General features: G+C 65.8%; 19 protein-coding genes and 3 rRNA genes. 19 read left to right on the forward strand and 3 right to left on the reverse strand.

Annotation, left to right across the window (positions count from 1 at the left end; all coding sequences use genetic code 11):
• Positions 1–132: 132 nt before the first annotated feature.
• Genes argC through argH form a run of 6 tightly spaced genes read left to right on the forward strand, consistent with a single transcriptional unit; the run spans position 133 to position 6,817 of the window.
• The gene (gene argC, locus ACQ4LY_RS12075) at positions 133–1,185 is read left to right on the forward strand and encodes an N-acetyl-gamma-glutamyl-phosphate reductase (protein WP_431071809.1); all 1,053 of its coding nucleotides are present in this window, start codon (positions 133–135) and stop codon (positions 1,183–1,185) included.
• On the forward strand, positions 1,182–2,339 hold the full coding sequence (gene argJ, locus ACQ4LY_RS12080) for a bifunctional glutamate N-acetyltransferase/amino-acid acetyltransferase ArgJ (protein WP_431071811.1): 1,158 nt from the start codon (positions 1,182–1,184) through the stop codon (positions 2,337–2,339). The genes argC and argJ overlap by 4 nt, the downstream gene beginning before the upstream one ends.
• Positions 2,336–3,253 (forward strand): acetylglutamate kinase, encoded by a 918-nt coding sequence (gene argB, locus ACQ4LY_RS12085; protein WP_431071813.1) that lies wholly within the window; start codon positions 2,336–2,338, stop codon positions 3,251–3,253. Before argJ ends, argB begins: the two co-directional genes overlap by 4 nt.
• Positions 3,250–4,461 (forward strand): acetylornithine transaminase, encoded by a 1,212-nt coding sequence (locus tag ACQ4LY_RS12090; RefSeq protein ID WP_431071815.1) that lies wholly within the window; start codon positions 3,250–3,252, stop codon positions 4,459–4,461. Before argB ends, ACQ4LY_RS12090 begins: the two co-directional genes overlap by 4 nt.
• Entirely contained in the window at positions 4,458–5,387 is a 930-nt protein-coding gene (argF, locus tag ACQ4LY_RS12095; protein WP_056312147.1) for an ornithine carbamoyltransferase, read from the forward strand. Before ACQ4LY_RS12090 ends, argF begins: the two co-directional genes overlap by 4 nt.
• Positions 5,387–6,817: an argininosuccinate lyase gene (argH, locus tag ACQ4LY_RS12100; protein WP_431071818.1), complete on the forward strand. Its 1,431-nt coding sequence runs from the start codon at positions 5,387–5,389 to the stop codon at positions 6,815–6,817. The genes argF and argH overlap by 1 nt, the downstream gene beginning before the upstream one ends.
• A gap of 110 nt (positions 6,818–6,927) precedes the next feature.
• On the opposite strand, the gene ACQ4LY_RS12105 is transcribed toward argH, so the two are convergent.
• Complete coding sequence (locus tag ACQ4LY_RS12105) at positions 6,928–7,518, reverse strand: DUF1349 domain-containing protein (RefSeq protein ID WP_431071820.1); 591 nt, start codon at positions 7,516–7,518, stop codon at positions 6,928–6,930.
• 59 nt (positions 7,519–7,577) lie between these two features.
• Between ACQ4LY_RS12105 and ACQ4LY_RS12110 the strand changes: the two genes are divergently transcribed.
• From ACQ4LY_RS12110 to ACQ4LY_RS12125, 4 genes are all read left to right on the forward strand, one after another.
• A complete protein-coding gene (locus ACQ4LY_RS12110) occupies positions 7,578–8,222 on the forward strand; it encodes a SatD family protein (RefSeq protein WP_431071822.1) in 645 nt (214 codons plus the stop codon).
• Positions 8,219–9,109, forward strand: coding sequence for a hypothetical protein (locus ACQ4LY_RS12115; RefSeq protein ID WP_431071824.1), 891 nt, complete (start codon positions 8,219–8,221; stop codon positions 9,107–9,109). Before ACQ4LY_RS12110 ends, ACQ4LY_RS12115 begins: the two co-directional genes overlap by 4 nt.
• Positions 9,110–9,169: 60 nt before the next feature.
• Positions 9,170–10,471 carry a tyrosine--tRNA ligase gene (tyrS, locus tag ACQ4LY_RS12120; RefSeq protein ID WP_431071826.1) on the forward strand — a complete coding sequence of 434 codons (1,302 nt, stop codon included), beginning with the start codon at positions 9,170–9,172 and terminating at the stop codon, positions 10,469–10,471.
• 95 nt (positions 10,472–10,566) lie between these two features.
• Positions 10,567–11,364 carry a DUF4184 family protein gene (locus ACQ4LY_RS12125; protein ID WP_431071828.1) on the forward strand — a complete coding sequence of 266 codons (798 nt, stop codon included), beginning with the start codon at positions 10,567–10,569 and terminating at the stop codon, positions 11,362–11,364.
• On the opposite strand, the gene ACQ4LY_RS12130 is transcribed toward ACQ4LY_RS12125, so the two are convergent.
• Entirely contained in the window at positions 11,349–12,683 is a 1,335-nt protein-coding gene (locus tag ACQ4LY_RS12130; protein ID WP_431071830.1) for a CoA transferase, read from the reverse strand. The two genes, ACQ4LY_RS12125 and ACQ4LY_RS12130, sit on opposite strands and share 16 nt — an antisense overlap.
• A gap of 593 nt (positions 12,684–13,276) precedes the next feature.
• Here ACQ4LY_RS12130 and ACQ4LY_RS12135 point away from each other — a divergent pair.
• The 3 genes from ACQ4LY_RS12135 (at position 13,277) to rrf (ending at position 18,534) form a co-directional block, all read left to right on the forward strand.
• Positions 13,277–14,799 (forward strand): 16S ribosomal RNA (locus tag ACQ4LY_RS12135).
• Between the two features lie 409 nt (positions 14,800–15,208).
• Positions 15,209–18,311: ribosomal RNA gene (locus ACQ4LY_RS12140) — 23S ribosomal RNA — on the forward strand.
• Between the two features lie 106 nt (positions 18,312–18,417).
• A 5S ribosomal RNA gene (gene rrf / locus ACQ4LY_RS12145) occupies positions 18,418–18,534 on the forward strand.
• Together the 16S, 23S and 5S rRNA genes form the textbook arrangement of a ribosomal RNA operon.
• Before the next feature lie 45 nt (positions 18,535–18,579).
• On the opposite strand, the gene ACQ4LY_RS12150 is transcribed toward rrf, so the two are convergent.
• Entirely contained in the window at positions 18,580–20,058 is a 1,479-nt protein-coding gene (locus ACQ4LY_RS12150) for a hypothetical protein (RefSeq protein WP_431071832.1), read from the reverse strand.
• On the opposite strand from ACQ4LY_RS12150, the gene ACQ4LY_RS12155 reads away from it, so the two are divergent.
• The 6 genes from ACQ4LY_RS12155 to recN all read left to right on the forward strand — a co-directional run bounded on the left by ACQ4LY_RS12155 (position 20,017) and on the right by recN (position 25,519).
• Positions 20,017–20,835, forward strand: coding sequence for a hypothetical protein (locus ACQ4LY_RS12155; protein ID WP_431071834.1), 819 nt, complete (start codon positions 20,017–20,019; stop codon positions 20,833–20,835). The genes ACQ4LY_RS12150 and ACQ4LY_RS12155 overlap by 42 nt on opposite strands.
• Positions 20,835–21,872: an HAD-IIA family hydrolase gene (locus ACQ4LY_RS12160; RefSeq protein WP_431071836.1), complete on the forward strand. Its 1,038-nt coding sequence runs from the start codon at positions 20,835–20,837 to the stop codon at positions 21,870–21,872. The genes ACQ4LY_RS12155 and ACQ4LY_RS12160 overlap by 1 nt, the downstream gene beginning before the upstream one ends.
• A gap of 77 nt (positions 21,873–21,949) precedes the next feature.
• Positions 21,950–22,126 (forward strand): hypothetical protein, encoded by a 177-nt coding sequence (locus ACQ4LY_RS12165; protein WP_431071838.1) that lies wholly within the window; start codon positions 21,950–21,952, stop codon positions 22,124–22,126.
• Positions 22,123–22,920, forward strand: a complete 798-nt coding sequence (locus ACQ4LY_RS12170) for a TlyA family RNA methyltransferase (protein ID WP_431071840.1) — start codon at positions 22,123–22,125, stop codon at positions 22,918–22,920. Before ACQ4LY_RS12165 ends, ACQ4LY_RS12170 begins: the two co-directional genes overlap by 4 nt.
• A complete protein-coding gene (locus ACQ4LY_RS12175) occupies positions 22,917–23,831 on the forward strand; it encodes an NAD kinase (protein ID WP_431071841.1) in 915 nt (304 codons plus the stop codon). Before ACQ4LY_RS12170 ends, ACQ4LY_RS12175 begins: the two co-directional genes overlap by 4 nt.
• A complete protein-coding gene (recN, locus tag ACQ4LY_RS12180) occupies positions 23,828–25,519 on the forward strand; it encodes a DNA repair protein RecN (protein ID WP_431071843.1) in 1,692 nt (563 codons plus the stop codon). The genes ACQ4LY_RS12175 and recN overlap by 4 nt, the downstream gene beginning before the upstream one ends.
• Positions 25,520–25,533: the final 14 nt, after the last annotated feature.

The raw sequence follows: 25,533 nt of genomic DNA on the forward strand, positions 1-25,533 counted from the left end.
CAGCGGCCGCCGACTCTAGGCGACCCTGCGCTTCTGCCTGCTCACGCACGGCGGTCGAGTGCCGGTGTCGCCGCCCCGGTTCCCGACACTGCGCCCCGAGTTCTACACGGGCCTGACCGTTAAGGTAGAAGCATGACGTACTCCGTCGCCGTCTCCGGCGCATCCGGCTACGCGGGCGGCGAGATCCTGCGCCTCCTCGCGTCGCATCCCGACATCGATATCCGCACCGTCACGGCGCACTCGAATGCAGGCCAGCCGCTGGTGCAGCACCAGCCGCATCTGCGTTCCCTCGCCCACCTCACGCTGCAGGAAACGACCCCCGAGATCCTCGCAGGCCACGACATCGTCTTCCTCGCCCTCCCGCACGGTCAGTCCGGCCAGTACACGGATGCGCTCGGCGACACGCCTCTCGTCATCGATGCAGGAGCCGACCACCGACTCACTTCGCAGGACTCATGGGACGCGTTCTACGGGGGCGAGTTCCACGAGCCCTGGGCGTACGGCGTGCCCGAGCTGCTGGTCGGCGGCGTCAAGCAGCGGGAGACGCTGCGGGGCGCGACACGGATCGCTGCCCCCGGCTGCAACGCCTCGACCGTGAGCCTCAGCCTGGCGCCGGGAGTCGCGGGCGGTGTGATCGATGCGAATGACATCGTCTCGGTGCTCGCGGTCGGCCCCTCCGGTGCCGGCAAGAGCCTCAAGACCAACCTGCTCGCCAGCGAGATCCTGGGCAGCGCCAACCCCTACGCGGTCGGCGGCACCCATCGGCACATCCCCGAGATCCGCCAGGCGCTCGCCGCAGCCTCCGGGGCCGCTCCCGACCGCATCCGCATCTCCTTCACGCCCGTGCTCGTGCCGATGTCGCGGGGGATCCTCGCCACGTCGACGGCTCCCATCGTCGATGGCGTCAGCGATGCCGAGATCCGGGCGGCCTGGGAAGACGCATACGGTGACGAGACCTTCGTGCAGCTGCTGCCGGCCGGTCAGTTCCCGCGCACGGCGGATGTCCTCGGTGCGAACACCGCCCTGATCGGTCTCGCCATCGATCGCGCGGCGAACAGAGTGACCGTGGTCACCGCGGTCGACAACCTCGTCAAGGGCACCGCAGGCGCTGCCATCCAGTCCATGAACCTCGCGCTGGGGCTGCCCGAGTCCCGCGCCCTCTCAGTGAACGGAGTCGCGCCGTGAGCGTCACCGCCCCCGCAGGATTCGAGGCGGCAGGAGTCGCCGCCGGTCTCAAGTCGACCGGCAAGCCCGACGTCGCCGTGGTCGTCAACCGTGGCCCGCGCAAGGTCGGTGCCGCGGTCTTCACGAGCAACCGTGCCAAGGCCAACCCGATCATCTGGTCGCAGCAGGCCGTCGCCGACCGCGTGGTCGAGGCGGTCGTGCTGAACTCGGGGGGAGCGAACTGCTTCACCGGCAGCTTCGGCTTCCAGACCACGCACCAGACCGCCGAGAAGGCGGCCGAACTCCTCGGCATCAGCGCCGGCGACGTGCTCGTCTGCTCGACCGGTCTCATCGGCGTCGGCGACGAGGTCTTCCGCGCCAAGGTGCTCTCGGGCACCGAGCAGGCCATCGCTGCGCTCTCGACCGATGGGGGAGGCGTCGCCGCCGAGGCCATCATGACCACCGACAGTGTGTCGAAGACCGCTGTCGTCACCCGCGACGGCTGGACCATCGGAGGCATGGCGAAGGGCGCGGGCATGCTCGCGCCGGGGCTCGCGACGATGCTCGTCGTCATCACGACGGATGCCGTGCTCGAGCCGCTCCAGGCCGATGCCGCGCTGCGTGCCGCGACCGGAACCACGTTCGACCGCCTCGACTCCGACGGCTGCATGTCGACGAACGACCAGGTCACTCTGCTCGCGAACGGCGCATCCGGCGTCACCCCTGACCTCGACGACTTCTCGGCGGCGCTCGCCGAACTCTGCCAGCAGCTCGCGGTCAAGCTGCAGGGCGATGCCGAGGGTGCGAGCCACGACATCACCATCGAGGTGCAGCACGCGGTCTCCGAGGGTGAAGCGGTCGAGGTCGGACGCTCGGTCGCGCGCAACAACCTCTTCAAAGCGGCGATCTTCGGCAACGACCCCAACTGGGGTCGGGTGCTCGCCGCGATCGGCACCACGAGCGCGCAGTTCGACCCGTATGACGTCGACGTCTGGATGAACGGCGTGCGCGTCTGCAGCGCGGGCGGCCCCGACCGGCCACGTGAAGAGGTCGACCTGACCCCCCGGGCGACGCACCTCGTGATCGACCTCAAGGTCGGCGAGGCGACGGCCACGATCCTCACGAACGACCTCACCCACGACTACGTGCACGAGAACAGCGCCTACGCCTCATGACCGACATCCAGGACACCACACCGGACGTCGCCGCCGTCAAGGCCGCGACGCTCATCGAGTCGCTCCCGTGGCTGAAGAAGTTCCGCGACCAGATCGTCGTCGTCAAGTACGGCGGCAACGCCATGGTCTCCGACGCGCTGCAGGAGGCCTTCGCACAGGACATCGCCTACCTGCGCTACGTCGGTGTGCTGCCGGTCGTCGTGCACGGGGGCGGGCCGCAGATCTCCGACATGCTGCAGCGGCTCGAAATCCCGAGCGAGTTCAAGGGCGGCTACCGCGTCACCAACACCGAGGCCATCAGCGTCGTGCGCATGGTGCTCACCGGTCAGGTGAACCCGCAGCTCGTCTCCAAGATCAACTCGCACGGTCCGATCGCGACCGGGCTCAGCGGTGAGGACGCAGGGCTCTTCGGCGGACGACGCCGCGGCGTCGTCATCGACGGCGAGGAGATCGATCTCGGACGCGTCGGCGACGTCGTCGAGGTAGATCCGACGCCCGTGCTCGACCATCTCGCGGCCGGGCGTGTGCCGGTGGTCTCCAGCATCGCGCCCGACCTCGACCACCCCGGTCAGTCGCTCAACGTGAATGCGGATGCTGCGGCTGCAGCCCTCGCCGTGGCGCTCAACGCGCGCAAGCTCGTCATCCTCACGGATGTCCCCGGGCTCTACGCCGATTGGCCCAACCGCGACTCGCTCGTCTCGCACCTCACCTCGGAGGCCCTCATCGAGATGCTGCCGACACTCGAATCCGGCATGATCCCGAAGATGAAGGCCTGCCTGGATGCGATCCAAGGGGGCGTCGACGCCGCCGCCATCATCGACGGACGCGTGCCGCACTCGGTGCTCGTCGAACTCTTCACCAGCAAGGGAATCGGAACAGAAGTGGTCATGGGAAGCGCAGGGACGAACGCATGAGCAATTGGCAGGATGACGCAGCGAGCGATCTGGTCCTCAACGCCGGGCCCCGCCTGGCGATGCTCACGCGCGGCGAGGGCTCGTACCTCTGGGATTCCGAGGGCAAGCGCCACCTCGACTTCCTCGCCGGCATCGCGGTGACGTCGCTCGGGCACGCGCATCCGGTGTTCGTCGAAGCCGTCTCACGGCAGGCGGCGACTCTCGCGCACGTGTCGAACTACTTCGCGACGCCTTCGCAGCTCGCGCTCGCCGCACGGCTGAAGCGCCTCGCCGGTGCCGGCATCGACGGCCGGGTGTTCTTCTCGAACTCGGGCGCCGAGGCCAACGAGGCGGCGTTCAAGCTCGCCCGCCTGCACGGCGGCACGGAGAAGCCACGCATCATCGCTCTCGAGAACGGATTCCACGGGCGCACCATGGGATCGCTCGCCCTGACGGCCAAGGCCGCCATGCGAGCGCCATTCGAGCCCATGCCCGGGGGAGTCGAGCACATCCCGGCGACGATCGAGGCTCTCGAGGCAGCGATCGACGACCGGGTCGCGGCCGTGATCGTGGAGCCCATCCAGGGCGAAGCCGGTGTCGTCGAACTGCCGGACGGCTACTTGCAGGCCGCGCGGTCGCTGACTCTGAAGCACGGAGCGCTGCTCATCGTCGACGAGATCCAGACGGGAGCCGGACGCACCGGAGCCTGGTTCGGCTTCAGCCACGAGGGCATCACCCCCGACGCCATCACACTCGCGAAGGGCATCGGCGGTGGCTTCCCGATCGGTGCGCTCGTCACCTACGGTGCGGCGAGCTCGCTGTTCACCCCGGGCTCGCACGGCTCGACGTTCGGCGGCAATCCGCTGGCGACCGCCGTGGCCGATGCCGTGCTCACCGAGATCGAGAGAGCGGGCCTCGTCGACAACGCGGCGCGTCGAGGAGACGAGCTCCGTGAGATCATCACCGGGCTCGACTCGCCCCTCATCACCGGCATCCGCGGCCGCGGACTCCTCATCGGCGTGGCGCTCAGCGCCCCCGTCGCGATCGACGTGGTCGCCGCCGCTCAGGAGCGCGGGCTGATCGTGAACGCCGCGAACCCCGAGACCGTGCGCATCGCGCCGGCGCTCACCATCGGAGACGCCGAGCTCGCCGAGTTCCGCGAGCTCTTCGCCGCATCCCTCGCCGATGTCCAGGCATCCCTCACCGAATCCGGAAAGGCCCTCGCATGACCCGCCACCTTCTGCGTGACGACGATCTGACCCCCGCAGAGCAGGCGGAGATCCTCGATCTCGCCATCGAGCTGAAGAAGGACCGCTGGGCGAACAAGGCTCTCGCGGGTCCCCAGACGGTCGCTGTGATCTTCGACAAGTCCTCGACCCGCACCCGCGTCTCGTTCGCGGTGGGCATCGCCGACCTCGGCGGTTCGCCGCTGATCATCTCGACCGCCAGCAGCCAGCTCGGCGGCAAGGAGACACCGTCCGACACGGCGCGGGTGCTCGAGCGCCAGGTCGCCGCCATCGTGTGGCGCACGTACGCGCAGGCGGGTCTCGAGGAGATGGCCGCCGGCACCACGGTTCCGGTCGTCAACGCGCTCTCCGACGACTTCCACCCGTGTCAGCTGCTCGCCGATCTGCTCACGATCCGCGAGCACAAGGGAGACCTCAAGGGCCTCACTCTGACGTTCTTCGGCGACGGTCAGAGCAACATGGCGCACTCATATGCGCTGGCGGGCGTCACCGCCGGCATGCATGTGCGCATCGCGTCGCCTGCCGACTACGCGCCCCGCGCCGACGTCGTCGAGGCTGCCGATCGCCGTGCGGCCGAGACCGGTGGGTCCATCACCCTCTACACCGACGCCGTCGAGGCGGCGGCCGGTGCCGACGTCGTGGTCACCGACACCTGGGTGTCGATGGGCAAGGAGGAGGAGAAGCTCGCGCGCATCCGCGATCTCGGCGGCTACAAGGTGACGCCCGAGACGATGCAGATCGCCGATTCTGAAGCGATCTTCATCCACTGCCTGCCCGCCGACCGCGGCTACGAGGTGGACTCCGAGGTGATCGACGGCCCGCAGAGCGTCGTCTGGGACGAGGCCGAGAACCGTCTGCACGCGCAGAAGGCGCTGCTCGTCTGGCTGCTCGGCAAGAAGGACGCGTGATGGTCGACTCGAAGAACGAAGGCACCAACGAGGGCGCGCTGTGGGGAGCTCGTTTCGCGAGCGGACCCTCACCCGAGCTGGTCGAGCTCAGCCGTTCGACGCACTTCGACTGGGTGCTCGCGCCATACGACATCGCCGGCTCCCACGCCCACGCGACCGCGCTCGCGGCGGCCGGGTATCTCGAACCCGACGAGGCGGCGCGGATGCACGAGGGCCTGGACGCCGTCGCGCGCAAGGTCGCCGACGGCACCCTGCAGCCCGTCCCGTCCGATGAGGACGTGCACGGCGCTCTCGAGCAGGCGCTCATCGTCGAGCTCGGGCCGGAGCTGGGCGGGCGCCTGCGCGCCGGCCGCAGCCGCAACGACCAGATCGCCACGCTCGTGCGGATGTATCTGATCGATCATGCCCGAGTGATCGCCCGTGACCTGCTCCGCGTCATCGACGCGCTCGTCGCCCAGGCGGAGACGCACCCCGACGCGATCCTCCCCGGACGCACGCACCTGCAGCACGCCCAGCCGGTGCTGCTCGCCCATCACCTGCAGGCGCACGGATGGCCGCTCGTACGCGAGCTCGAGCGTCTCGTCGACTGGCGTCGTCGTGCCGGCGTCTCGCCGTACGGCGGAGGAGCCCTCGCGGGTTCGACGCTCGGCCTCGACCCTGCTCTCGTCGCGACCGAGCTCGGTCTCGATCGTCCGGCCGAGAACTCGCTCGACGGCACGGCCGCACGTGACGTGGTGGCGGAGTTCGCCTTCATCACCGCGATGACCGGCGTCGACATCTCGCGTCTGAGCGAGGAGATCATCCTCTGGAACACGCGTGAGTTCGGATTCGTGACGCTGCACGACAGCTACTCGACCGGGTCGAGCATCATGCCGCAGAAGAAGAACCCCGACATCGCCGAGCTCGCCCGCGGAAAGTCCGGGCGCCTGATCGGAAACCTGTCGGGTCTCATGGCTACGCTCAAGGGCCTCCCGCTCGCGTACAACCGCGATCTGCAGGAGGACAAGGAGCCGGTCTTCGACTCCGTGCAGACCCTCGAGGTCGTGCTCCCCGCGTTCGCCGGAATGGTCGCGACGCTGCGATTCGACACCGATCGGATGGCGGCGCTCGCGCCCCAGGGCTTCTCGCTGGCGACAGACGTCGCCGAATGGCTCGTCAAGCGGCGCGTTCCGTTCCGCGATGCGCACGAGATCTCCGGCGCCCTCGTCCGCGCCTGCGAGGAGCAGGGGATCGGCCTCGAGGATGCCTCCGACGAGCTGCTGCTGTCGGTCTCGCCGCACCTGGTCCCGGAGGTCCGTGAGGTTCTCACGATCGAGGGTTCGGTGGCCTCGCGCACAGGCGCCGGAGGAACCGCGCCCGTGCGGGTGGCGGAGCAGCGCGCAGAGCTCGTGGCCCGTGCTCAGGCGGCCGCGCACGCGCTCGGCCTCTAACCGGCATCCCGACGGCGCGACGACTCGCACGACCTAGGCGGCCCGCGGAGGCTCTCGATGAGAGCTTCCACGGGCCGTTCGGTTCTCCGCCGGCGGCCCGCTGGTGAGGCTCAGTGCAGCGCGGCGTCGGCGGCCGAGCGCGTCCAGCGGGTGAAGCGCACGACGAGACCGGAACGCGTGGGCCCGGCGAGGAAAGGACCGGCGGATGCGGCGACATCGCCGTCGAACGGAGCGACCCGGACGAGGCGCCATTCGCCGTCATCCGCACGCGCGCGCACGATCACGGCATCCGGCCAGCGGCTCACGCGGACGGTGATCTCGCTGCCGTGCCAGTCGTCGACGTACCCGACCGACCAGTCGGAGCGGATGTCGGTGACGACGGCTCCGAGGCCGAGGTGCTCGTCGGCGTATTCGATGCCCGCCTTGATCCAGTGCTCGTCGTCGATGCGCACGAAGACGCCGGCCTGGTCGAACTGGCCGTCCCACGGCGCGCGGAAGGTGACGTCCATCGCGTCTCCCACCGCCAGGGGAGCGAGAAGTGCATGCTCGGTGTCGTGCACGAAGCCGTAGGCGGTGTGCCTCCAGGCATCGCTGCCTTCGACGGCGGTCACATCGAGACTCTCGTCTTCTGCGGAGGAGAGAGCGGCGGGTGCGTGGGTCCAGGAGCCTTCGGCCCAGGGGATGATGTCTGATTCAGGCATGTTCCGAGACTATAGCCAAATAAGGCATAAATGGAAGTTATTCGTGATACGGTTATCACATGGTCATCGCCGTACTCGCCGACATCGTGGGCTCCCGCAAGCTCCACGATCGATCGGCGGCGCAGCGCACCCTCGACGACACCATCAGGCGGGTGGAGGGTGATCTGCCCCTCGCGCACCAGCCGCTGACGCCCACGGTGGGGGACGAGCAGCAGGGCGTCTACCTCGCACTCGAAGATGCGATGGTGTCGCTCGTGATGATCCAGCTCGCTCTTCCCGACGGCATCGCCTTCCGCTTCGGGATCGGCGTCGGCGACGTGCGCGCGGTCGACTCCGTGCACGGCGAGCTCGCCGACGGCCCCGGCTGGTACGCCGCGCGTGCCGCGATCGAGACCGTGCACGCGAGAGAAGGTCGAACCGTGCCGCGCACGCGCACGTGGATTGTCGGTGCCCCCGGGCAGGATGAGGTCATGGACAGCGTGATCGCCGCATCGAACGCCTACCTCCTCGTCCGTGACGAGCTGGTCGGCGCGATGAACGAGCGAGAGCGCCGCCTCACCTACGGGCGCCTGATCGGCAGATCGCAGCATGAGCTGGCGGCCGAGGAGGGCATCTCGCAGCCGAGCGTCTCGAAGTCGCTGCGGAGCGCGGGGAGTGCCGCACTGATCGAGGGCGTGGCGGCCTTGAGAGGATCGAACGCATGATCGTCGCCGGATTCCTGCTGCTGGCGGTGGGCGCCGCCGATCTCGTGCGGCAGTTCGCGCCGCGTCGGTGGATCGGCTACCTCGCGGTGGCCGTCATCCTGTTGCTCCTCGGCAGCGTGAGCGATGCGCTGCTGCCGATGCTCGCAGGTCTGGTCGTCGGTGCGCTGTGGGTCTGGTGCATGCCGTCGGAGCGACCGGCGCCGCTGGGGTTCTGGCCCGCCGTGCTGCTCGGCGTGCTGAGCATCGGTGCCGTGGTGTGGCTCGGTGCTCGAACGGATGCCGGTCTGATCGGTTCGGTGTGGACCCTGCGTTCGCCCTTCGGAGACGTCCCGTTCGATCTCGCGATACTCACCCTGGGCGCGGCTGTCTTCCTGCTCGAGTCCTCGAACCTCGTGGTGCGCGCCGCGCTCGACGGAGAGCACACCTGGCGGCCCGCCGAGCTGCGGCTCGTCGCGTCTGACGCCGACGTCTCGATCCCTGCTGCCACGGACGGCGCCCCTGGCGAACAGGGCCATGACGCCCCGGCCGCAGGCCCTCCAGTCGAAGACGCGGCAGTCAAAGGCGCGGCGGTAGAGGGAGCGACTGTCGAAAGCGCGTCTGTCGAGGGGGTGACCGCCGTCACTCCGGCATCCGACCCTCGGGCCGGATTCAAGGGTGGGCGCCTGATCGGACCGCTCGAGCGCATCCTCGTGATGATCCTCACGCTGGCCGCCGCCTACCCGATCCTCGCGGCGATGCTCGCGGCCAAGGGCATCGTGCGATTCCCCGAGATCTCGCGCGACGGCGAGACCGGGGCGCGGGCCGAGTACTTCCTGGTGGGCAGTCTCGTGAGCTGGGTGATCGGGCTGGGCGCGGCGTTCCTGGTGTGGTGGGCAGCCCACAGCTGACAGCAGCATCCGTCCGTGCCGCGGCGATGGCGGGCATCCACCGCTGATAGCCTGGAGCGCGTGTCGAATACCGATCTGACGACCGCCCCGCCGGCGATCGACCCCACGTTCGAGAACGTGTGGGACGAACTCCTGTGGCGCGGCCTCGTCCATGTGTCCACTGACCAGGAGGCGCTGCGCGCCCTTCTCGCCGGGGATCCGATCACGTATTACTGCGGTTTCGACCCGACTGCTGCCAGCCTGCACCTCGGCAACCTGGTGCAGCTGCTGACGCTGCGTCGCATCCAGCTCGCCGGGCACAAGCCGCTCGGCCTGGTCGGCGGCTCGACCGGCCTCATCGGCGATCCGCGGCCCACCGCCGAGCGCACGCTCAACACGCGTGAGACCGTCGAGGAGTGGGTCGGGCGCCTGCGGACGCAGGTCGAGCGCTACCTCAGCTTCGAAGGCGACAACGCCGCGCGCATCGTGAACAACCTCGACTGGACGGCGCCGCTGTCGGCGATCGACTTCCTGCGCGAGATCGGCAAGCACTACCGTGTCGGCACGATGCTGAAGAAGGATGCGGTCGCCGCGCGGCTGAATTCGGATGAGGGCATCAGCTACACGGAGTTCAGCTACCAGATCCTGCAGGGCATGGACTTCCTCGAGCTCTACCGCCAGTACGACTGCGTCCTGCAGACCGGCGGCTCGGACCAGTGGGGCAACCTCACCAGCGGCACCGACCTCATCCGTCGGTCCGAGGGCGTCGCCGCGCATGCGATCGGCACGCCGCTGATCACGAACAGCGACGGCACCAAGTTCGGCAAGAGCGAGGGCAATGCGATCTGGCTGGATCCTGAGATGTGCAGCCCGTACCGGATGTACCAGTTCTGGCTCAGCACGGCGGATGCCGACGTGATCGAGCGGCTCAAGGTCTTCACGTTCCTGACCCGTGCCGAGATCGAGGAGTACGAGACGCTCGTCGAGTCCGAGCCGTTCCGACGTGCCGCGCAGAAGCGTCTGGCGCTCGAGGTCGTCGCCACCGTGCACGGCATCGACGCGACGGCCGCCGTGATCGCAGCATCCGAGGCGCTGTTCGGCCAGGGCGACCTGAACGCACTCGACGCGTCGACGCTGCGCACCGCGCTGGAAGAGCTCCCGAACGCCACGGTCGATGCGGGTTCGTCGGTCGTCGACGCGCTCGTCGCGACGGGGCTGGTCTCGAGCCTGTCCGAGGCTCGCCGTGCGATCGGCCAGGGCGGCGTGTCGCTCGACGGCGAACGCGTCGACGACGAGGCGGCCACCGTGCAGGGGAACCTTCCCGGAGGTGTCTCGGTGCTTCGCCGCGGCAAGAAGACCCTTGCGGGAGTCTTCCTCGCCTGACGATCGATCTCTGATCGCGAGACGACGGCCGCCTGGACAGCCCTCAGGCGGCCGCCGTCACGCTTCTCGCCAGCCGGATCGACAGGAGAAGTCGGATGCCGTTCACCCCGAGCCACGCACTGGTCGCGCTGCCTTTCATCCGAACTCCGCTGGTGCCGGCCGCGATCGCGATCGGCGCGATGACGCCCGATCTTCCGCTGTTCCTGCGCGGTGTCGGCCTCGACTACTCGTTCACGCACACGTTCGGCAACGTGGTGTGGACGGCGCTGGTCGCTTTCGTGCTGTTCGTGATCTGGCGGGTCGTGCTCCGTCCGGCCGTCGGCGAACTCGCGCCGCTGTGGCTGGCGACGCGGATTCCTGCCGAGTGGTCCCGGTCGGGAGTGCAGGCGGCCCGTGCTGCGGTGGGCGTCGGGTCGAAGCGCCCGCTGTACCCGGTGCTGCTCGCCGCCTCACTGATCCTGGGTGTGCTGTCGCACATCCTCTGGGATCTCTTCACGCATGAGGGGCGCTGGGGCGTCGACGCGTTCCCCGCACTCGACGAGATGTGGGGACCTCTGACCGGCTACAAATGGCTCCAGCACGGGTCGAGCGTGATCGGGCTTGTGGTCATCGGGATCTGGGCGCTGCTTCGATTGCGTCGAGCCGAGCCGCGGCGTGACGTGCCTCGAACGCTGCCTGCGGGGGTGCGGATCGCCTGGTGGTTGTCGCTTCCGGTGGTGCTGGTGACGGCCACCGTCGTCGGATACCTGGCATACGGTCCGTTCACCGAGGAGTTCACGTACCAGCACCTGGCCTATCGGATGCTCCCGCCGGCCTGCGCACTGTGGGGTGCGCTGACCCTGGCGCTGTGCCTCGCCCTGCCGCTCTTCCGCCGGCATCACCAGCGCGGCTGATCCGACCCCCACCGATGCGGAGCCGCGAACTCGAGCCCGGAAAGCGCGGGACTCGCCGTGGTGACCTTCCGCCCGGCGACGTCGAAAGTCGTGGAGTGAGCGCCGGTGTCGAACTCACGCATCGGTTCCGGTTCATCGGCGCGTGGCATCCCGAGCAGCTCAGCGGCCACCCGACGCAGTGAGGTGCGCACCGTCCAGCTGCCGCCTTCGTGTCGACGCCGCTTCAGAACCGCGATGACGGCGGTGGCGAGCAGGTAGCCGGCGCTGTGGTCGAGTGCCTGAGCCGGGAGTGCTCCTGGCCGATCGCCGTCGGGCGACTCGATCAGCGAGATCCCTGATGCGGCCTGCACCAGGCTGTCGAAGCCGGCGCGATCCGGCTCGTCCATGCCCCAGGCGCTGAGCTGGGCGATCACCAGCCCCGGATACTGCTCGGTCAGTGCGGTTGCAGACAGGCCGAGGCGGTCGAGTGATGACGGCCGGTATCCGAGCACGACGACATCCGCGGCTGCGAGGAGTTCGTGGAAGCGCCCGCTTCTCGCCTCGAGCAGCGTCGTTCGCTTGCCATGGCCGGTGTCGAGGTGCTGCCACTCGGGCTCTGCGAGGTCGGTCGGATCCACTCGGAGCACGTCGGCGCCGAGCAGAGCGAGAGTCCGGGTGCACACGGGACCTGCGATCACGCGTGTGAGGTCGAGGACACGAATACCGGCGAGCGGTGCAGCACGGTCCTGCGCGAGCGGACCGCGGCGGGAGCGGGTGCGGGGCTCCCCGGCATCCTGTCGTGTGACCTCGAGCAGGGGAGTGGCGCGCCACCGTGCATCGAGGTGAAGATCCTCGGGGAGCACGGGGACGGCGAGTCCACGCTCGGCCGTGATGAGTCCGACCGCCTCGGCGGTCGTGCACTCCAGGATGGCTGCACGCACCACGTCACCGCTCGCGCCGAGATCCAGTCCGAGCCCGGTGAGGAGGCGGCGGGCGTGATGCGGGTAGTTGCCGTGAGTGCGCACCCATCCGTCTACCGAGCGCCAGAACCCCGAGTACGCCGACCACACGTCGGGAGCCTTGCCATCGATCTCGAGAACGCGATCGCTCCTGTAGGCGGTGGAGATGCGATCCGGGTCGGGGAGTTCGCGGATGCCGGCCACCAGGCCGACAGCGCGCACGCTCGCCCACGCGAGATCCGCGGTGGACAGACGCGAGGGGAGGGGGACGGGGTGCGGGGGCACAGCGTCGAAGTCCGCCGTGCCGTCCGTCGTGCCGAGCTCGGAGAACACCCGCTTCACCAGGGCTGTCGAGGGGGAGGAAATCGAGGGCGGAGTCACGCTGCGATCGTACTCGTGAAGCCGATCCGATGAGATAACGGCCTCTGGACTGGGGAATTCCCGGCGAGGAGCATCTGCGACACGCCCGGGGGTGGTGCCCCGATTTGCCAGAACCCCGGAACCCACGTAACTTATTACTTGTTCGCCCCACAGGGAAGCGGAGGAGCCAAGAGCTTCACCCCCCTCAAGCGGAGAACCACCTCCCACCCACTCACTTGTGAGAACAGACGCCTGCGTCTAGGATGGGAGATCCACCCCTTCTGCGGCTGTCACCAGCTGCGCAGCGGATCCAAGATCTGCACGGCGCGCTGATTTGACAAGCGAGTCAGGGTGGCTAAGATAGAGAAGTTGCCCTTCGGGCCTGGTTGTGATGACTGGGTCGTGGGAGCATCCGATCCTTGAGAACTCAACAGCGTGCACTTGTCAAATGCCAAATAACCTCGATTCAGCTTCGGCTGGATGAGATTCCTTTGGATCAAAGACCAACCTCCTTGTGGGGTTGGCATTCGGATGAAGTCAGCAATGAATTTGTCTCTTTGGTCAGCATCAAACTCGCTGCGTCACCGTTTTCCCGGTGTCGTATGCATTTCTTTTTTACGGAGAGTTTGATCCTGGCTCAGGATGAACGCTGGCGGCGTGCTTAACACATGCAAGTCGAACGGTGAAGCCCAGCTTGCTGGGTGGATCAGTGGCGAACGGGTGAGTAACACGTGAGCAACCTGCCCCTGACTCTGGGATAAGCGCTGGAAACGGCGTCTAATACTGGATACGAGTAGCGACCGCATGGTCAGTTACTGGAAAGATTTATTGGTTGGGGATGGGCTCGCGGCCTATCAGCTTGTTGGTGAGGTAATGGCTCACCAAGGCGTCGACGGGTAGCCGGCCTGAGAGGGTGACCGGCCACACTGGGACTGAGACACGGCCCAGACTCCTACGGGAGGCAGCAGTGGGGAATATTGCACAATGGGCGCAAGCCTGATGCAGCAACGCCGCGTGAGGGATGACGGCCTTCGGGTTGTAAACCTCTTTTAGCAGGGAAGAAGCGAAAGTGACGGTACCTGCAGAAAAAGCGCCGGCTAACTACGTGCCAGCAGCCGCGGTAATACGTAGGGCGCAAGCGTTATCCGGAATTATTGGGCGTAAAGAGCTCGTAGGCGGTTTGTCGCGTCTGCTGTGAAATCCGGAGGCTCAACCTCCGGCCTGCAGTGGGTACGGGCAGACTAGAGTGCGGTAGGGGAGATTGGAATTCCTGGTGTAGCGGTGGAATGCGCAGATATCAGGAGGAACACCGATGGCGAAGGCAGATCTCTGGGCCGTAACTGACGCTGAGGAGCGAAAGGGTGGGGAGCAAACAGGCTTAGATACCCTGGTAGTCCACCCCGTAAACGTTGGGAACTAGTTGTGGGGTCCATTCCACGGATTCCGTGACGCAGCTAACGCATTAAGTTCCCCGCCTGGGGAGTACGGCCGCAAGGCTAAAACTCAAAGGAATTGACGGGGACCCGCACAAGCGGCGGAGCATGCGGATTAATTCGATGCAACGCGAAGAACCTTACCAAGGCTTGACATATACGAGAACGGGCCAGAAATGGTCAACTCTTTGGACACTCGTAAACAGGTGGTGCATGGTTGTCGTCAGCTCGTGTCGTGAGATGTTGGGTTAAGTCCCGCAACGAGCGCAACCCTCGTTCTATGTTGCCAGCACGTAATGGTGGGAACTCATGGGATACTGCCGGGGTCAACTCGGAGGAAGGTGGGGATGACGTCAAATCATCATGCCCCTTATGTCTTGGGCTTCACGCATGCTACAATGGCCGGTACAAAGGGCTGCAATACCGCGAGGTGGAGCGAATCCCAAAAAGCCGGTCCCAGTTCGGATTGAGGTCTGCAACTCGACCTCATGAAGTCGGAGTCGCTAGTAATCGCAGATCAGCAACGCTGCGGTGAATACGTTCCCGGGTCTTGTACACACCGCCCGTCAAGTCATGAAAGTCGGTAACACCTGAAGCCGGTGGCCTAACCCTTGTGGAGGGAGCCGTCGAAGGTGGGATCGGTAATTAGGACTAAGTCGTAACAAGGTAGCCGTACCGGAAGGTGCGGCTGGATCACCTCCTTTCTAAGGAGCATCTGACTCTTCGGAGTCCAGAACCCAGATCGAAGGCATACGTTCTTCGCTGGGAGCTCATGGGTGGAACATTTGACATGACATCGAGATCTGATCTCGGAGCTAGTACGCAACTTCGGTTGTTGGAAAGGTCTGGGTGAGGGGGCCGGTGTCTGCACGCTGTTGGGTCCTGAGGGACCGGATGCGATCTTCGGATCGTTTTCGTACCTCTGGGCCTCTTGTTGTTTCCCCTGTGTGGGGTTGCGAGAAGGGGTACCGCCCGTACTTTGAGAACTACACAGTGGACGCGAGCATCTTGCAGCCGGCTTCGGTCGGTTGCACAAGATGATCTTAAAGATCATTAGTCAATTTCATGCCAGGCTTTCGAGTCTGGTGTCGATTCTGATTCAAACTCATGTGATTTCAAGTCTTTAAGAGCAAACGGTGGATGCCTTGGCATCTGGAGCCGAAGAAGGACGTAGCAATCTGCGATAAGCCTCGGGGAACTGATAAGCAAGTTTTGATCCGAGGGTGTCCGAATGGGGAAACCCCGCTGGGCGGCGTGCCGACCTAGTGACTCCCGCCTGAATATATAGGGCGGGTAGAGGGAACGTGGGGAAGTGAAACATCTCAGTACCCACAGGAAGAGAAAGCAACCGCGATTCCGTTAGTAGTGGCGAGCGAAACCGGAACAGGCTAAACCTAGCGTGTGTGATAGCCGGCAGGCGTTGCACGTTGGGGGTTGTGGGACTTTTCAGTCATCTCTGCCGAGATGGCGGCGTTACACGATGGTATAGACGAACGGTCTTGAAAGGCCGGTCATAGAGGGTGCCAACCCCGTAGTCGAAATGCCAACCGTGGCGCGAAGAGTATCCCAAGTAGCACGGGGCCCGTGAAATCCCGTGTGAATCTGTCAGGACCACCTGATAAGCCTAAATACTCCCAGATGACCGATAGCGGACAAGTACCGTGAGGGAAAGGTGAAAAGTACCCCGGGAGGGGAGTGAAATAGTACCTGAAACCGTTTGCTTACAAACCGTTGGAGCAGCCTTAGTAGCTGTGACAGCGTGCCTTTTGAAGAATGAGCCTGCGAGTTAGCGATATGTGGCGAGGTTAACCCGTGTGGGGTAGCCGTAGCGAAAGCGAGTCTGAATAGGGCGATTCAGTCGCATGTCCTAGACCCGAAGCGAAGTGATCTATCCATGGCCAGGTTGAAGCGACGGTAAGACGTCGTGGAGGACCGAACCCACTTAGGTTGAAAACTGAGGGGATGAGCTGTGGATAGGGGTGAAAGGCCAATCAAACTTCGTGATAGCTGGTTCTCTCCGAAATGCATTTAGGTGCAGCGTTGCGTGTTTCTTGCCGGAGGTAGAGCTACTGGATGGCCGATGGGCCCTACAAGGTTACTGACGTCAGCCAAACTCCGAATGCCGGTAAGTGAGAGCGCAGCAGTGAGACTGTGGGGGATAAGCTTCATAGTCGAGAGGGAAACAACCCAGACCACCAACTAAGGTCCCAAAGCGCGTGCTAAGTGGGAAAGGATGTGGAGTTGCCTTGACAACCAGGAGGTTGGCTTAGAAGCAGCCACCCTTGAAAGAGTGCGTAATAGCTCACTGGTCAAGTGATTCCGCGCCGACAATGTAACGGGGCTCAAGCACGCCACCGAAGTTGTGGCATTGACATTATTGGTAGGCCTTCGTGGTCCAGCCGTGTTGATGGGTAGGAGAGCGTCGTGTGGCCAGCGAAGCGGCGGTGTAAACCAGCCGTGGAGGCTACACGAGTGAGAATGCAGGCATGAGTAGCGAAAGACGTGTGAGAAACACGTCCTCCGAAAGACCAAGGGTTCCAGGGTCAAGCTAATCTTCCCTGGGTAAGTCGGGACCTAAGGCGAGGCCGACAGGCGTAGTCGATGGACAACGGGTTGATATTCCCGTACCGGCGAAGAACCGCCCAAGCTAATCCAGTAGTGCTAAGTGTCTGAATCCCAGTGACTGATCCCTTCGGGGTGACGCTCTGGGCCTAGCGCACGACCCCATTCTGGTGCGGTTAGCGTATTAACAGGTGTGACGCAGGAAGGTAGCCCAGCCGGGCGATGGTTGTCCCGGTGCAAGTGCGTAGGCCGAGTCGTAGGCAAATCCGCGACTCACATAGGCTGAGACACGATGCGAATAAAAAGTGGGTGATCCTATGCTGCCAAGAAAAGCATCGACGCGAGGTTCAAGCCGCCCGTACCCCAAACCGACTCAGGTGGTCAGGTAGAGAATACCAAGGAGATCGAGAGAATCGTGGTTAAGGAACTCGGCAAAATGCCCCCGTAACTTCGGGAGAAGGGGGGCCTTCGACGTATTAGGACTTGCTCCGAAAGCGTTTGGAGGCCGCAGAGACTAGTGGGTAGCGACTGTTTACTAAAAACACAGGTCCGTGCCAAGTCGCAAGACGATGTATACGGACTGACGCCTGCCCGGTGCTGGAAGGTTAAGAGGACCGGTTAGCCGCAAGGCGAAGCTGAGAATTTAAGCCCCAGTAAACGGCGGTGGTAACTATAACCATCCTAAGGTAGCGAAATTCCTTGTCGGGTAAGTTCCGACCTGCACGAATGGCGTAACGACTTCCCAACTGTCTCAACCGCGAACTCGGCGAAATTGCATTACGAGTAAAGATGCTCGTTACGCGCAGCAGGACGGAAAGACCCCGTGACCTTTACTACAGCTTGGTATTGGTGTTCGGTGTGGCTTGTGTAGGATAGGTGGGAGACTGTGAAGCATGGACGCCAGTTCATGTGGAGTCATTGTTGAAATACCACTCTGGTCACTCTGGATATCTAACTTCGAACCGTAATCCGGTTCAGGGACAGTGCCTGGTGGGTAGTTTAACTGGGGCGGTTGCCTCCCAAAAAGTAACGGAGGCGCCCAAAGGTTCCCTCAACCTGGTTGGCAATCAGGTGTCGAGTGTAAGTGCACAAGGGAGCTTGACTGTGAGACTGACAGGTCGAGCAGGGACGAAAGTCGGGACTAGTGATCCGGCAGTGGCTTGTGGAAGCGCTGTCGCTCAACGGATAAAAGGTACCTCGGGGATAACAGGCTGATCTTGCCCAAGAGTCCATATCGACGGCATGGTTTGGCACCTCGATGTCGGCTCGTCGCATCCTGGGGCTGGAGTAGGTCCCAAGGGTTGGGCTGTTCGCCCATTAAAGCGGTACGCGAGCTGGGTTTAGAACGTCGTGAGACAGTTCGGTCCCTATCCGCTGCGCGCGTAGGAAATTTGAGAGGATCTGACCCTAGTACGAGAGGACCGGGTTGGACGAACCTCTGGTGTGTCAGTTGTTCCGCCAGGAGCACCGCTGATTAGCTACGTTCGGGATGGATAACCGCTGAAAGCATCTAAGCGGGAAGCCGGCCTCAAGATGAGATTTCCATACCTTCGGGTGAGAGGCTCCCAGCCAGACTACTGGGTTGATAGGCCAGATGTGGAAGTGCAGTAATGCATGCAGCTGACTGGTACTAATAAGCCGATGACTTGATAACACACCGTTTGTTGGTGCTACGCGTCCACTGAGTGGTTCTCGATGTACGGTCGAGAACCGCATGACAATGACTTTGTTATGTGTTTTGATTGAAACATCTATAGTGTTTCGGCGGCCATAGCGTGAGGGAAACGCCCGGTTACATTCCGAACCCGGAAGCTAAGCCTCACAGCGCCGATGGTACTGCAGGGGGGACCTTGTGGGAGAGTAGGACACCGCCGGACTTCTTTTAAGCAAATGGCCACCCATCGTTGGGTGGCCATTTTGCGTTAACAACATCTAGAACAGGGAGCATCATGCCGGAAGACCAAGAGCGCCGTCCGCGTCGCAACGACGACAATGGATCGCGCGGTCACCGTCCTTCCGGTGGACGCCCCGACCAGAACCGCAGCAGCGGCCCTCGCCGTGATGACGCTCCTCCTTCGGGTGGTTACAACCGCGACAACCGTGATGGCGGAGCCCCGCGCACGGGCGGCTACAACCGCGATAACCGTGATGGTGGTGCTCCTCGCACGGGTGGCTACAACCGTGATGGTGGTGCTCGTCGCACCGGTGGTTACAACCGTGACAACCGTGACGGTGGTGCTCCTCGCACTGGTGGGTACAACCGCGACAACCGTGACGGTGGAGCCCCTCGCTCCGGCGGGTACAACCGTGATGGTGGAGCCCCTCGCTCCGGCGGGTACAACCGAGATGGCGGAGCCCCTCGCTCCGGCGGGTACAACCGAGATGGCGGTGCTCCTCGCTCCGGTGGTTACAACCGCGACAACCGCGACGGTGGTGCTCCTCGCACCGGTGGTTACAACCGTGACATCCGTGATGGTGGTGCTCCTCGCACCGGTGGTTACAACCGTGACAACCGTGACGGTGGTGCGCCTCGCACCGGTGGTTACAACCGTGACAACCGCGATGGCGGTGCGCCTCGCACCGGTGGTTACAACCGTGACATCCGTGATGGTGGTGCGCCTCGCACGGGTGGGTACAACCGTGACGGTGGAGCCCCTCGCTCCGGCGGGTACAACCGTGACGGTGGAGCCCCTCGCACCGGCGGGTACAACCGTGATGGCGGTGCGCCTCGCACCGGTGGTTACAACCGTGACAACCGCGACGGTGGTGCGCCTCGCTCCGGTGGTTACAACCGTGACAACCGTGACGGTGGCGCGCCTCGCTCCGGTGGTTACAACCGCGATGGTGGTGCGCCTCGCTCCGGTGGTTACAACCGCGACAACCGTGACGGTGGCGCGCCTCGCTCCGGCGGGTACAACCGTGACGGTGGTGCTCCTCGCACCGGTGGTTACAACCGTGACAACCGCGACGGTGGCGCCCCTCGCTCGGGCGGTTACAACCGTGACAACCGCGACGGTGGCGCTCCCCGCACCGGCGGCTACAACCGTGACAACCGCGACGGTGGAGCCCCCCGCACCGGCGGCCACAACCGTGACAACCGTGATGGCGGAGCCCCCCGCACCGGTGGTTACAACCGCGACGACCGCGCGCCCCGCCAGGACCGTGACTCGTCTCGCTCGTATCCGCAGCGCGGGGGAGCGGGTCGCGAACGTCCCGTACAGGCCGATGGCGACCGTCCGCGGTTCAACGACCCGCACATCCCCGATGAGGTCACTGCGCGCGACCTGCACACCTCTGCTCGCAACGAGCTGAAGACGCTGAGCAAGGAGAACGCCGACCTCGTCGCGCGTCACCTGGCCATGGCATCCCGTCTCATCGACGAAGACCCTGCGCTCGCCCACGAGCACGCCCTCGCGGCGTCGCGTCGCGCAGGGCGTATCGCGATCGTCCGCGAGACCCTCGGCATCACGGCCTATGCGACGGAGGACTTCGCTCTCGCTCTCCGTGAGCTGCGCACGTACCGTCGTATCTCCGGCAAGGACGATCAGATCGCCCTCATGGTCGACAGCGAGCGCGGGATCGGTCGCCCCGACCGCGCGCTCGAGACCGGCCGCGCGATCGACCGTTCCGCTCTCACCACCCCTGTCCGCGTCTCACTCGCGATCGCCATGTCGGGCGCACGTCTCGACCAGGGCGATCTGGAACTCGCACTCGGCGAGCTCGAGATCCCCGAACTCGACCCGGACCGCGCGTTCGAATGGAGCCCCGCGCTCTTCGCCGCTCGCGCCGCCGTTCTCGAAGATCTGGGACGCACCGACGAAGCCGAGTTCTGGGCGCACCGCGCCGAGGTCGCTGCCGAAGCCCTCGGAGTCGACGAGGCCGGCGATGAGGAGATCATCATCGAGGACGGCCTCATCGAGGGCGACTTCGACGACGAGGACCACGCTGAGCAGCCCGTCGCTGAGGACACTCACGCTGATGCGGCTGACGCCGTCACGGCAGATGCAGACGCCGACGCCGACGCAGACGCAGACGCAGACATCGAGCCCGAGCCGTCGATCGACGACGAGGTGCGCGAGCTTCTCGGCGAAGACGACGTCGAGCACGAGTCCGACGACTCCGACTCCGCCCCGGATGACGAGAAGCGCTCCGCAGCGGACTCCTCCGAGGAGGCGTAGTGGGGTTGTTCTCGAAGAAGCCTGCGCTTCGGACGCCTCTCGACGGGGTGGATGCCGTGCTGGCCGACCTCGACGGTGTCGTCTACGCGGGTCCGGGCGCGCTTCCGTACGCGGTGGAGAGCCTCAACGCCGCCGCGGCGTTCGCACGGCTCGGGTACATCACGAACAACGCGTCGCGCACGGACGCCTCGGTCGCCGAGCACCTGAGCAGCCTCGGCCTCGACGTCGCTCCCGCCGATGTGATCACCAGCCCGCAGGCGGCGATGCGCCTGCTCGCCGGGATCGTCCCGCCTCCGGCGAAGCTGCTGATCGTCGGGGGAGCAGGACTCGTCGATGAAGCGGAGAAGGCCGGCTACACGGTGACCCGCAGCGCGGAGGATGCACCCGACGCCGTCGTGCAGGGCTTCGCTCCCGAAGTCGCATGGACCGATCTGGCTGAGGCCGCCTTCGCGCTGAAGGTGCCCGAAGAGGACGGTGGCATCCCCTGGATCGCCACCAACACCGACTGGACGATCCCGCGTGAACGTGGCGTCGCCCCCGGCAACGGCACGCTCGTGTCGGCCGTGCACACGGCCATCGGTCGTCTCGCGACGGTCGCAGGAAAGCCCGAGACCCCGATCTTCGAAGAAGCGACGGAGCGTTTCGGCGCGAAGAAGCCCCTGTTCATCGGAGACCGCCTCGACACCGACATCCTCGGTGCCGTCCGCGCAGGTATCGACTCCGCGCTCGTGCTCACGGGCATCGACCGACCCAAGCACGTGCTCGCGGCTCCTGAAGGATCCCGACCGACGTACATCCTCAGTGACCTCCGGGAACTGCATGAGCCGTATCCGGAGGTCACGTCGAAGGACGGCATCCATTCGGTCAACGGTGCGTCCGTCCGCGTCACAGGAGCTGATGTCGAGATCGTCGCCGCGGGCGACTCGCAGATCGACCTGCTGCGTGCCGGCGCGGCCGCGATCTGGGCATCCGGAACTCCGGTGTTCGTGCTTCACGTACCCGAGCGCCTCTACGACGACCCGTTCCACCGTCCCTGATCGGTGCTGGCGTGGGCCAGGTGGCTCCCGTCGCCGTGGCTCCGCCGACCAGTCGGCCCGCCGCGTAAAGTGGAACTGTGAGCGAACAGACGACGAACGCACCGACCGACGGTCTGTGGAGTCGCCTGCGCCTGATCGAGGGGCAGCCTCTCGCTGCCCGCGCGGGCGCATACTCCGGGCTGCATGACGAACTCTCCCGCCGCCTCGACAGCGGCGCGAAGCTCGATCAGCGCGACGCACCGGGCGCCCGATGACGCGACTCGATGCCGCCCTCGCCGCGCGAGGACTCGCCCGTTCGCGCACCCATGCCGCCACTCTGATCGCAGAGGGCGTGGTGAGCATCGACGGGCGACCGGTCGTGAAGGCGTCGACGCCCGTCGCGGACTCCGCCGAGATCACCGTCGCCGCGACCGATCACTACGTCGGCCGGGCGGCTCACAAGCTGATCGCCGCACTCGACGGCTTCGCGATCCCTGTCGAAGGACGCCTCGCGCTCGACATGGGAGCCTCCACGGGCGGATTCACCCAGGTGCTCCGTGAGCGCGGAGCACGTCGGGTTCTCGCTGTCGACGTCGGCCACGACCAGATGGCGTCGTCCATCGCCGCCGACCCGGCAGTCGTGCTCGTCGAGGGTTACAACGTCCGTCACATGACGCAGGAGAACCTGAAGGACGTCACAGGTGAGAACGAGGCTCCCGACCTGATCGTCGGAGATCTCTCCTTCATCTCCCTCGAACTCGTCCTTCCCGCAGTCGCGGGTGTCGCCGCGCCCACGGCCGACATCGTGCTGCTGGTGAAACCGCAGTTCGAGGTCGGGCGCACGGCGGTGCGCGGCGGGCTCGTCACCGACCCCGCGACCCGCGCCGATGCCGTGGCCCGCACGGCGTGGAGCGCATTCGACGCAGGGCTCGGGATGCTCGGCATCTTTCCCTCTCCGATCCTGGGGACGCACGGCAACTCGGAGTACCTTCTGCACCTCGCGCCGCGGCGCGGAAGCGATCCGTCAGAATGGTCGGATCGCATCAACACACTGGCAGGGAGACGATGAACGAGCGCAACATCCTGGTCGTCGCCCACGCCGGGCGCGAAGACACAGTCGACGCAGCCCGGAAGGTGATCGATGAACTCCGCGGCGCCGGTGCGCGTCCCGTGCTCGCGGCCGACGACAGCGTCGACCTGCGGGCGGTCGACCCGCGCTTCGCCGACGTCGACGTGCTCGGCGAGACTGTGCAGCAGGAGGAACTCGAACTCGCCATCGTCCTCGGAGGCGACGGCACGATACTCCGCGCCGCAGAGCTCGTGCGAGGATGTGCGGCACCGGTGCTCGGCATCAACATGGGCCACGTCGGGTTCCTCGCCGAGATCGATCGGGACCACATGGATGCTGCCGTGCGCCGCGTCATCGACCGCGACTATGAGGTCGAGGATCGGCTGGCTCTGTCCGTACGGGTCAAGGACGCCGACGGCACGGTCGTGTACGAGACCTTCGCCTTGAACGAGGCGACGGTCGAGAAGGCCAGCCGTGAGCGCATGATCGAGGTCGTGCTCGAGATCGACGGACTACCGCTCTCGAGCTTCGGCTGCGACGGCATGGTCGTGTCGACCCCGACCGGGTCGACCGCCTACAACTTCTCGGCAGGAGGCCCCGTCATCTGGCCCAGCGTCGAGGCGATCGCCGTCGTGCCGCTCTCGGCCCACGCACTGTTCGCGAAACCACTCGTCGTGAGCCCGGATGCGGCAGTGGCGATCGAGATGCTCGAAGGAACCTCGGGCGCCGGCATCCTCTGGTGCGACGGACGACGATCGCACGATCTCCCGCCGGGCGCGCGCGTCGTGGTGCGACGCTCGTCCCGCCCCGTGCGGCTCGCACGCCTGCACCCCACCGCGTTCACGAACCGGTTGGTGCGCAAGTTCCAGTTGCCGGTCGCAGGCTGGCGAGGACAGGGGCCGACCGCATGATCGAGGAGATGCGGATGCAGGGGCTCGGCGTGATCGCCGACGCCGTGCTGCCTCTCGGCGCGGGGTTCACCGCGATCACCGGCGAGACCGGTGCGGGCAAGACCATGGTGGTGACGGGCCTCGGGCTGCTGCTCGGACAGCGTGCGGATTCCGGTGCGGTACGAGCCGGAGCGACGCAGGCGTCGGTCGCCGGAGTCTGGATCGTCCCCGAGACCGGCGACGTGGCCGACATCGTGGCGGAGGCCGGGGGAGAGCTGGAGCCCGCTGGAGCGGGTGCTGCCGAGCTGTACGTATCGCGCACGCTCAGCGCCGAAGGGCGCAGCCGTGCGAGCGTCGGAGGCCGCGCAGCGCCCGCCGGGGTGCTCTCCGCCCTCGCCGAGGAGCTCGTCGTCGTCCACGGACAGTCCGAGCAGCTTCGACTGCGGTCATCCGCGGCTCAGCGGGATGCTCTCGACCGCTTCGGAGGTGCCTCGATCGCCACCGCGCTCGAGGCCTACTCCTCGTCGTTCGCGCGCTGGCGCGAGCTCGACGCCGAGATCACCGACATCACCGAGAACCGGTATCGGCGCGCCGAAGAGGCCGCGCGTCTGCGCGAGGCCCTCGCCCTGATCGAGGCCGCAGCTCCCGAGCCCGGCGAGGATGTCGAGCTGTCCGCCCGGGCCGAACGCCTGGCGAATGCGGAGGAGCTCAGGCTCGCCGCATCCCTGGCGCACAGCGCGCTGTCGAACGAAGAGGGCGAACCCGATGCCTCCGCTCTGATCGCCGAAGCGCGTCGGTCGCTCGAGCGCGTCTCCGACGCGTCTCTCACCGAGATCTCCGCCGGTCTCGCAGACATCGGCTATCGCATCGCCGATGTCGCAGGCCAGCTGTCCGCCTATCTCGCCGATCTCGACGAGACCGGCCCGCATGAGCTCGCCGCGGTCGAGGAGCGCCGTGCCGCGCTCGGCACTCTGATCCGCGCCCATGGCTCGCTGGATGAGGCTCTGCAGCTGTGGCAGACCGGTTCCGCTCGACTCGCCGAGCTCGACGACGACGGCGAACGGCTTGATCGGCTCGAGGCGGAACGCGACACCGCTCGCACCGAACTCGACGCCCATGCCGCTGCGCTCACCGCCGAGCGCACGGCGGCCGCCGCGAAGCTCGGCGTCGCTGTGAGCGATGAGCTGCACGCGCTCGCGATGCCGGACGCCCGACTCGAGGTCGCCGTCACGCCGGGCGCCGAGAGCGCGCACGGACGCGATGACGTCGCGATCCTGCTCGCTCCGCATCCCGGAGCCGAGCCGCGCTCGGTCGGCAAGGGGGCGTCCGGAGGAGAGCTCTCCCGTGTGATGCTCGCGATCGAGGTCGTGATCGCCGGAACCGACCCGGTGCCGACCTTCGTGTTCGACGAGGTCGATGCCGGCATCGGCGGGGCTGCGGCGATCGAAGTCGGGCGACGACTCGCCCGACTCGCCGAGAAGTCGCAGGTCATCGCGGTGACGCATCTCGCGCAGGTCGCAGCGTTCGCCACGAACCACCTTTCGGTCGTCAAATCCCATGATGGCGCGGTCACAGCGTCCAGCGTCCGCCGTCTGGAGGGGGAGGAGCGCGAGGCCGAGATGGCCCGACTGCTCTCCGGACTGACCGATTCGGACGCCGCGATCACCCACGCTCGGGAACTTCTCACCCTCGGCACCTCCACTGACTGATAGGATCGAAGCCC

This window comes from Microbacterium phyllosphaerae (genome assembly GCF_050628115.1).
GTDB classification, from domain to species: domain Bacteria; phylum Actinomycetota; class Actinomycetes; order Actinomycetales; family Microbacteriaceae; genus Microbacterium; species Microbacterium phyllosphaerae_A.

Coding starts and splice junctions, on each gene's coding strand:
- argC (WP_431071809.1), top strand. CDS start 133: ATGACGTACTCCGTCGCCGTCTCCGGCGCATCCGGCTACGCGGGCGGC.
- argB (WP_431071813.1), top strand. CDS start 2,336: ATGACCGACATCCAGGACACCACACCGGACGTCGCCGCCGTCAAGGCC.
- ACQ4LY_RS12090 (WP_431071815.1), top strand. CDS start 3,250: ATGAGCAATTGGCAGGATGACGCAGCGAGCGATCTGGTCCTCAACGCC.
- argF (WP_056312147.1), top strand. CDS start 4,458: ATGACCCGCCACCTTCTGCGTGACGACGATCTGACCCCCGCAGAGCAG.
- argH (WP_431071818.1), top strand. CDS start 5,387: ATGGTCGACTCGAAGAACGAAGGCACCAACGAGGGCGCGCTGTGGGGA.
- ACQ4LY_RS12105 (WP_431071820.1), bottom strand. CDS start 7,518: ATGCCTGAATCAGACATCATCCCCTGGGCCGAAGGCTCCTGGACCCAC.
- ACQ4LY_RS12110 (WP_431071822.1), top strand. CDS start 7,578: ATGGTCATCGCCGTACTCGCCGACATCGTGGGCTCCCGCAAGCTCCAC.
- ACQ4LY_RS12115 (WP_431071824.1), top strand. CDS start 8,219: ATGATCGTCGCCGGATTCCTGCTGCTGGCGGTGGGCGCCGCCGATCTC.
- ACQ4LY_RS12125 (WP_431071828.1), top strand. CDS start 10,567: ATGCCGTTCACCCCGAGCCACGCACTGGTCGCGCTGCCTTTCATCCGA.
- ACQ4LY_RS12155 (WP_431071834.1), top strand. CDS start 20,017: ATGGCATCCCGTCTCATCGACGAAGACCCTGCGCTCGCCCACGAGCAC.
- ACQ4LY_RS12170 (WP_431071840.1), top strand. CDS start 22,123: ATGACGCGACTCGATGCCGCCCTCGCCGCGCGAGGACTCGCCCGTTCG.
- ACQ4LY_RS12175 (WP_431071841.1), top strand. CDS start 22,917: ATGAACGAGCGCAACATCCTGGTCGTCGCCCACGCCGGGCGCGAAGAC.
- recN (WP_431071843.1), top strand. CDS start 23,828: ATGATCGAGGAGATGCGGATGCAGGGGCTCGGCGTGATCGCCGACGCC.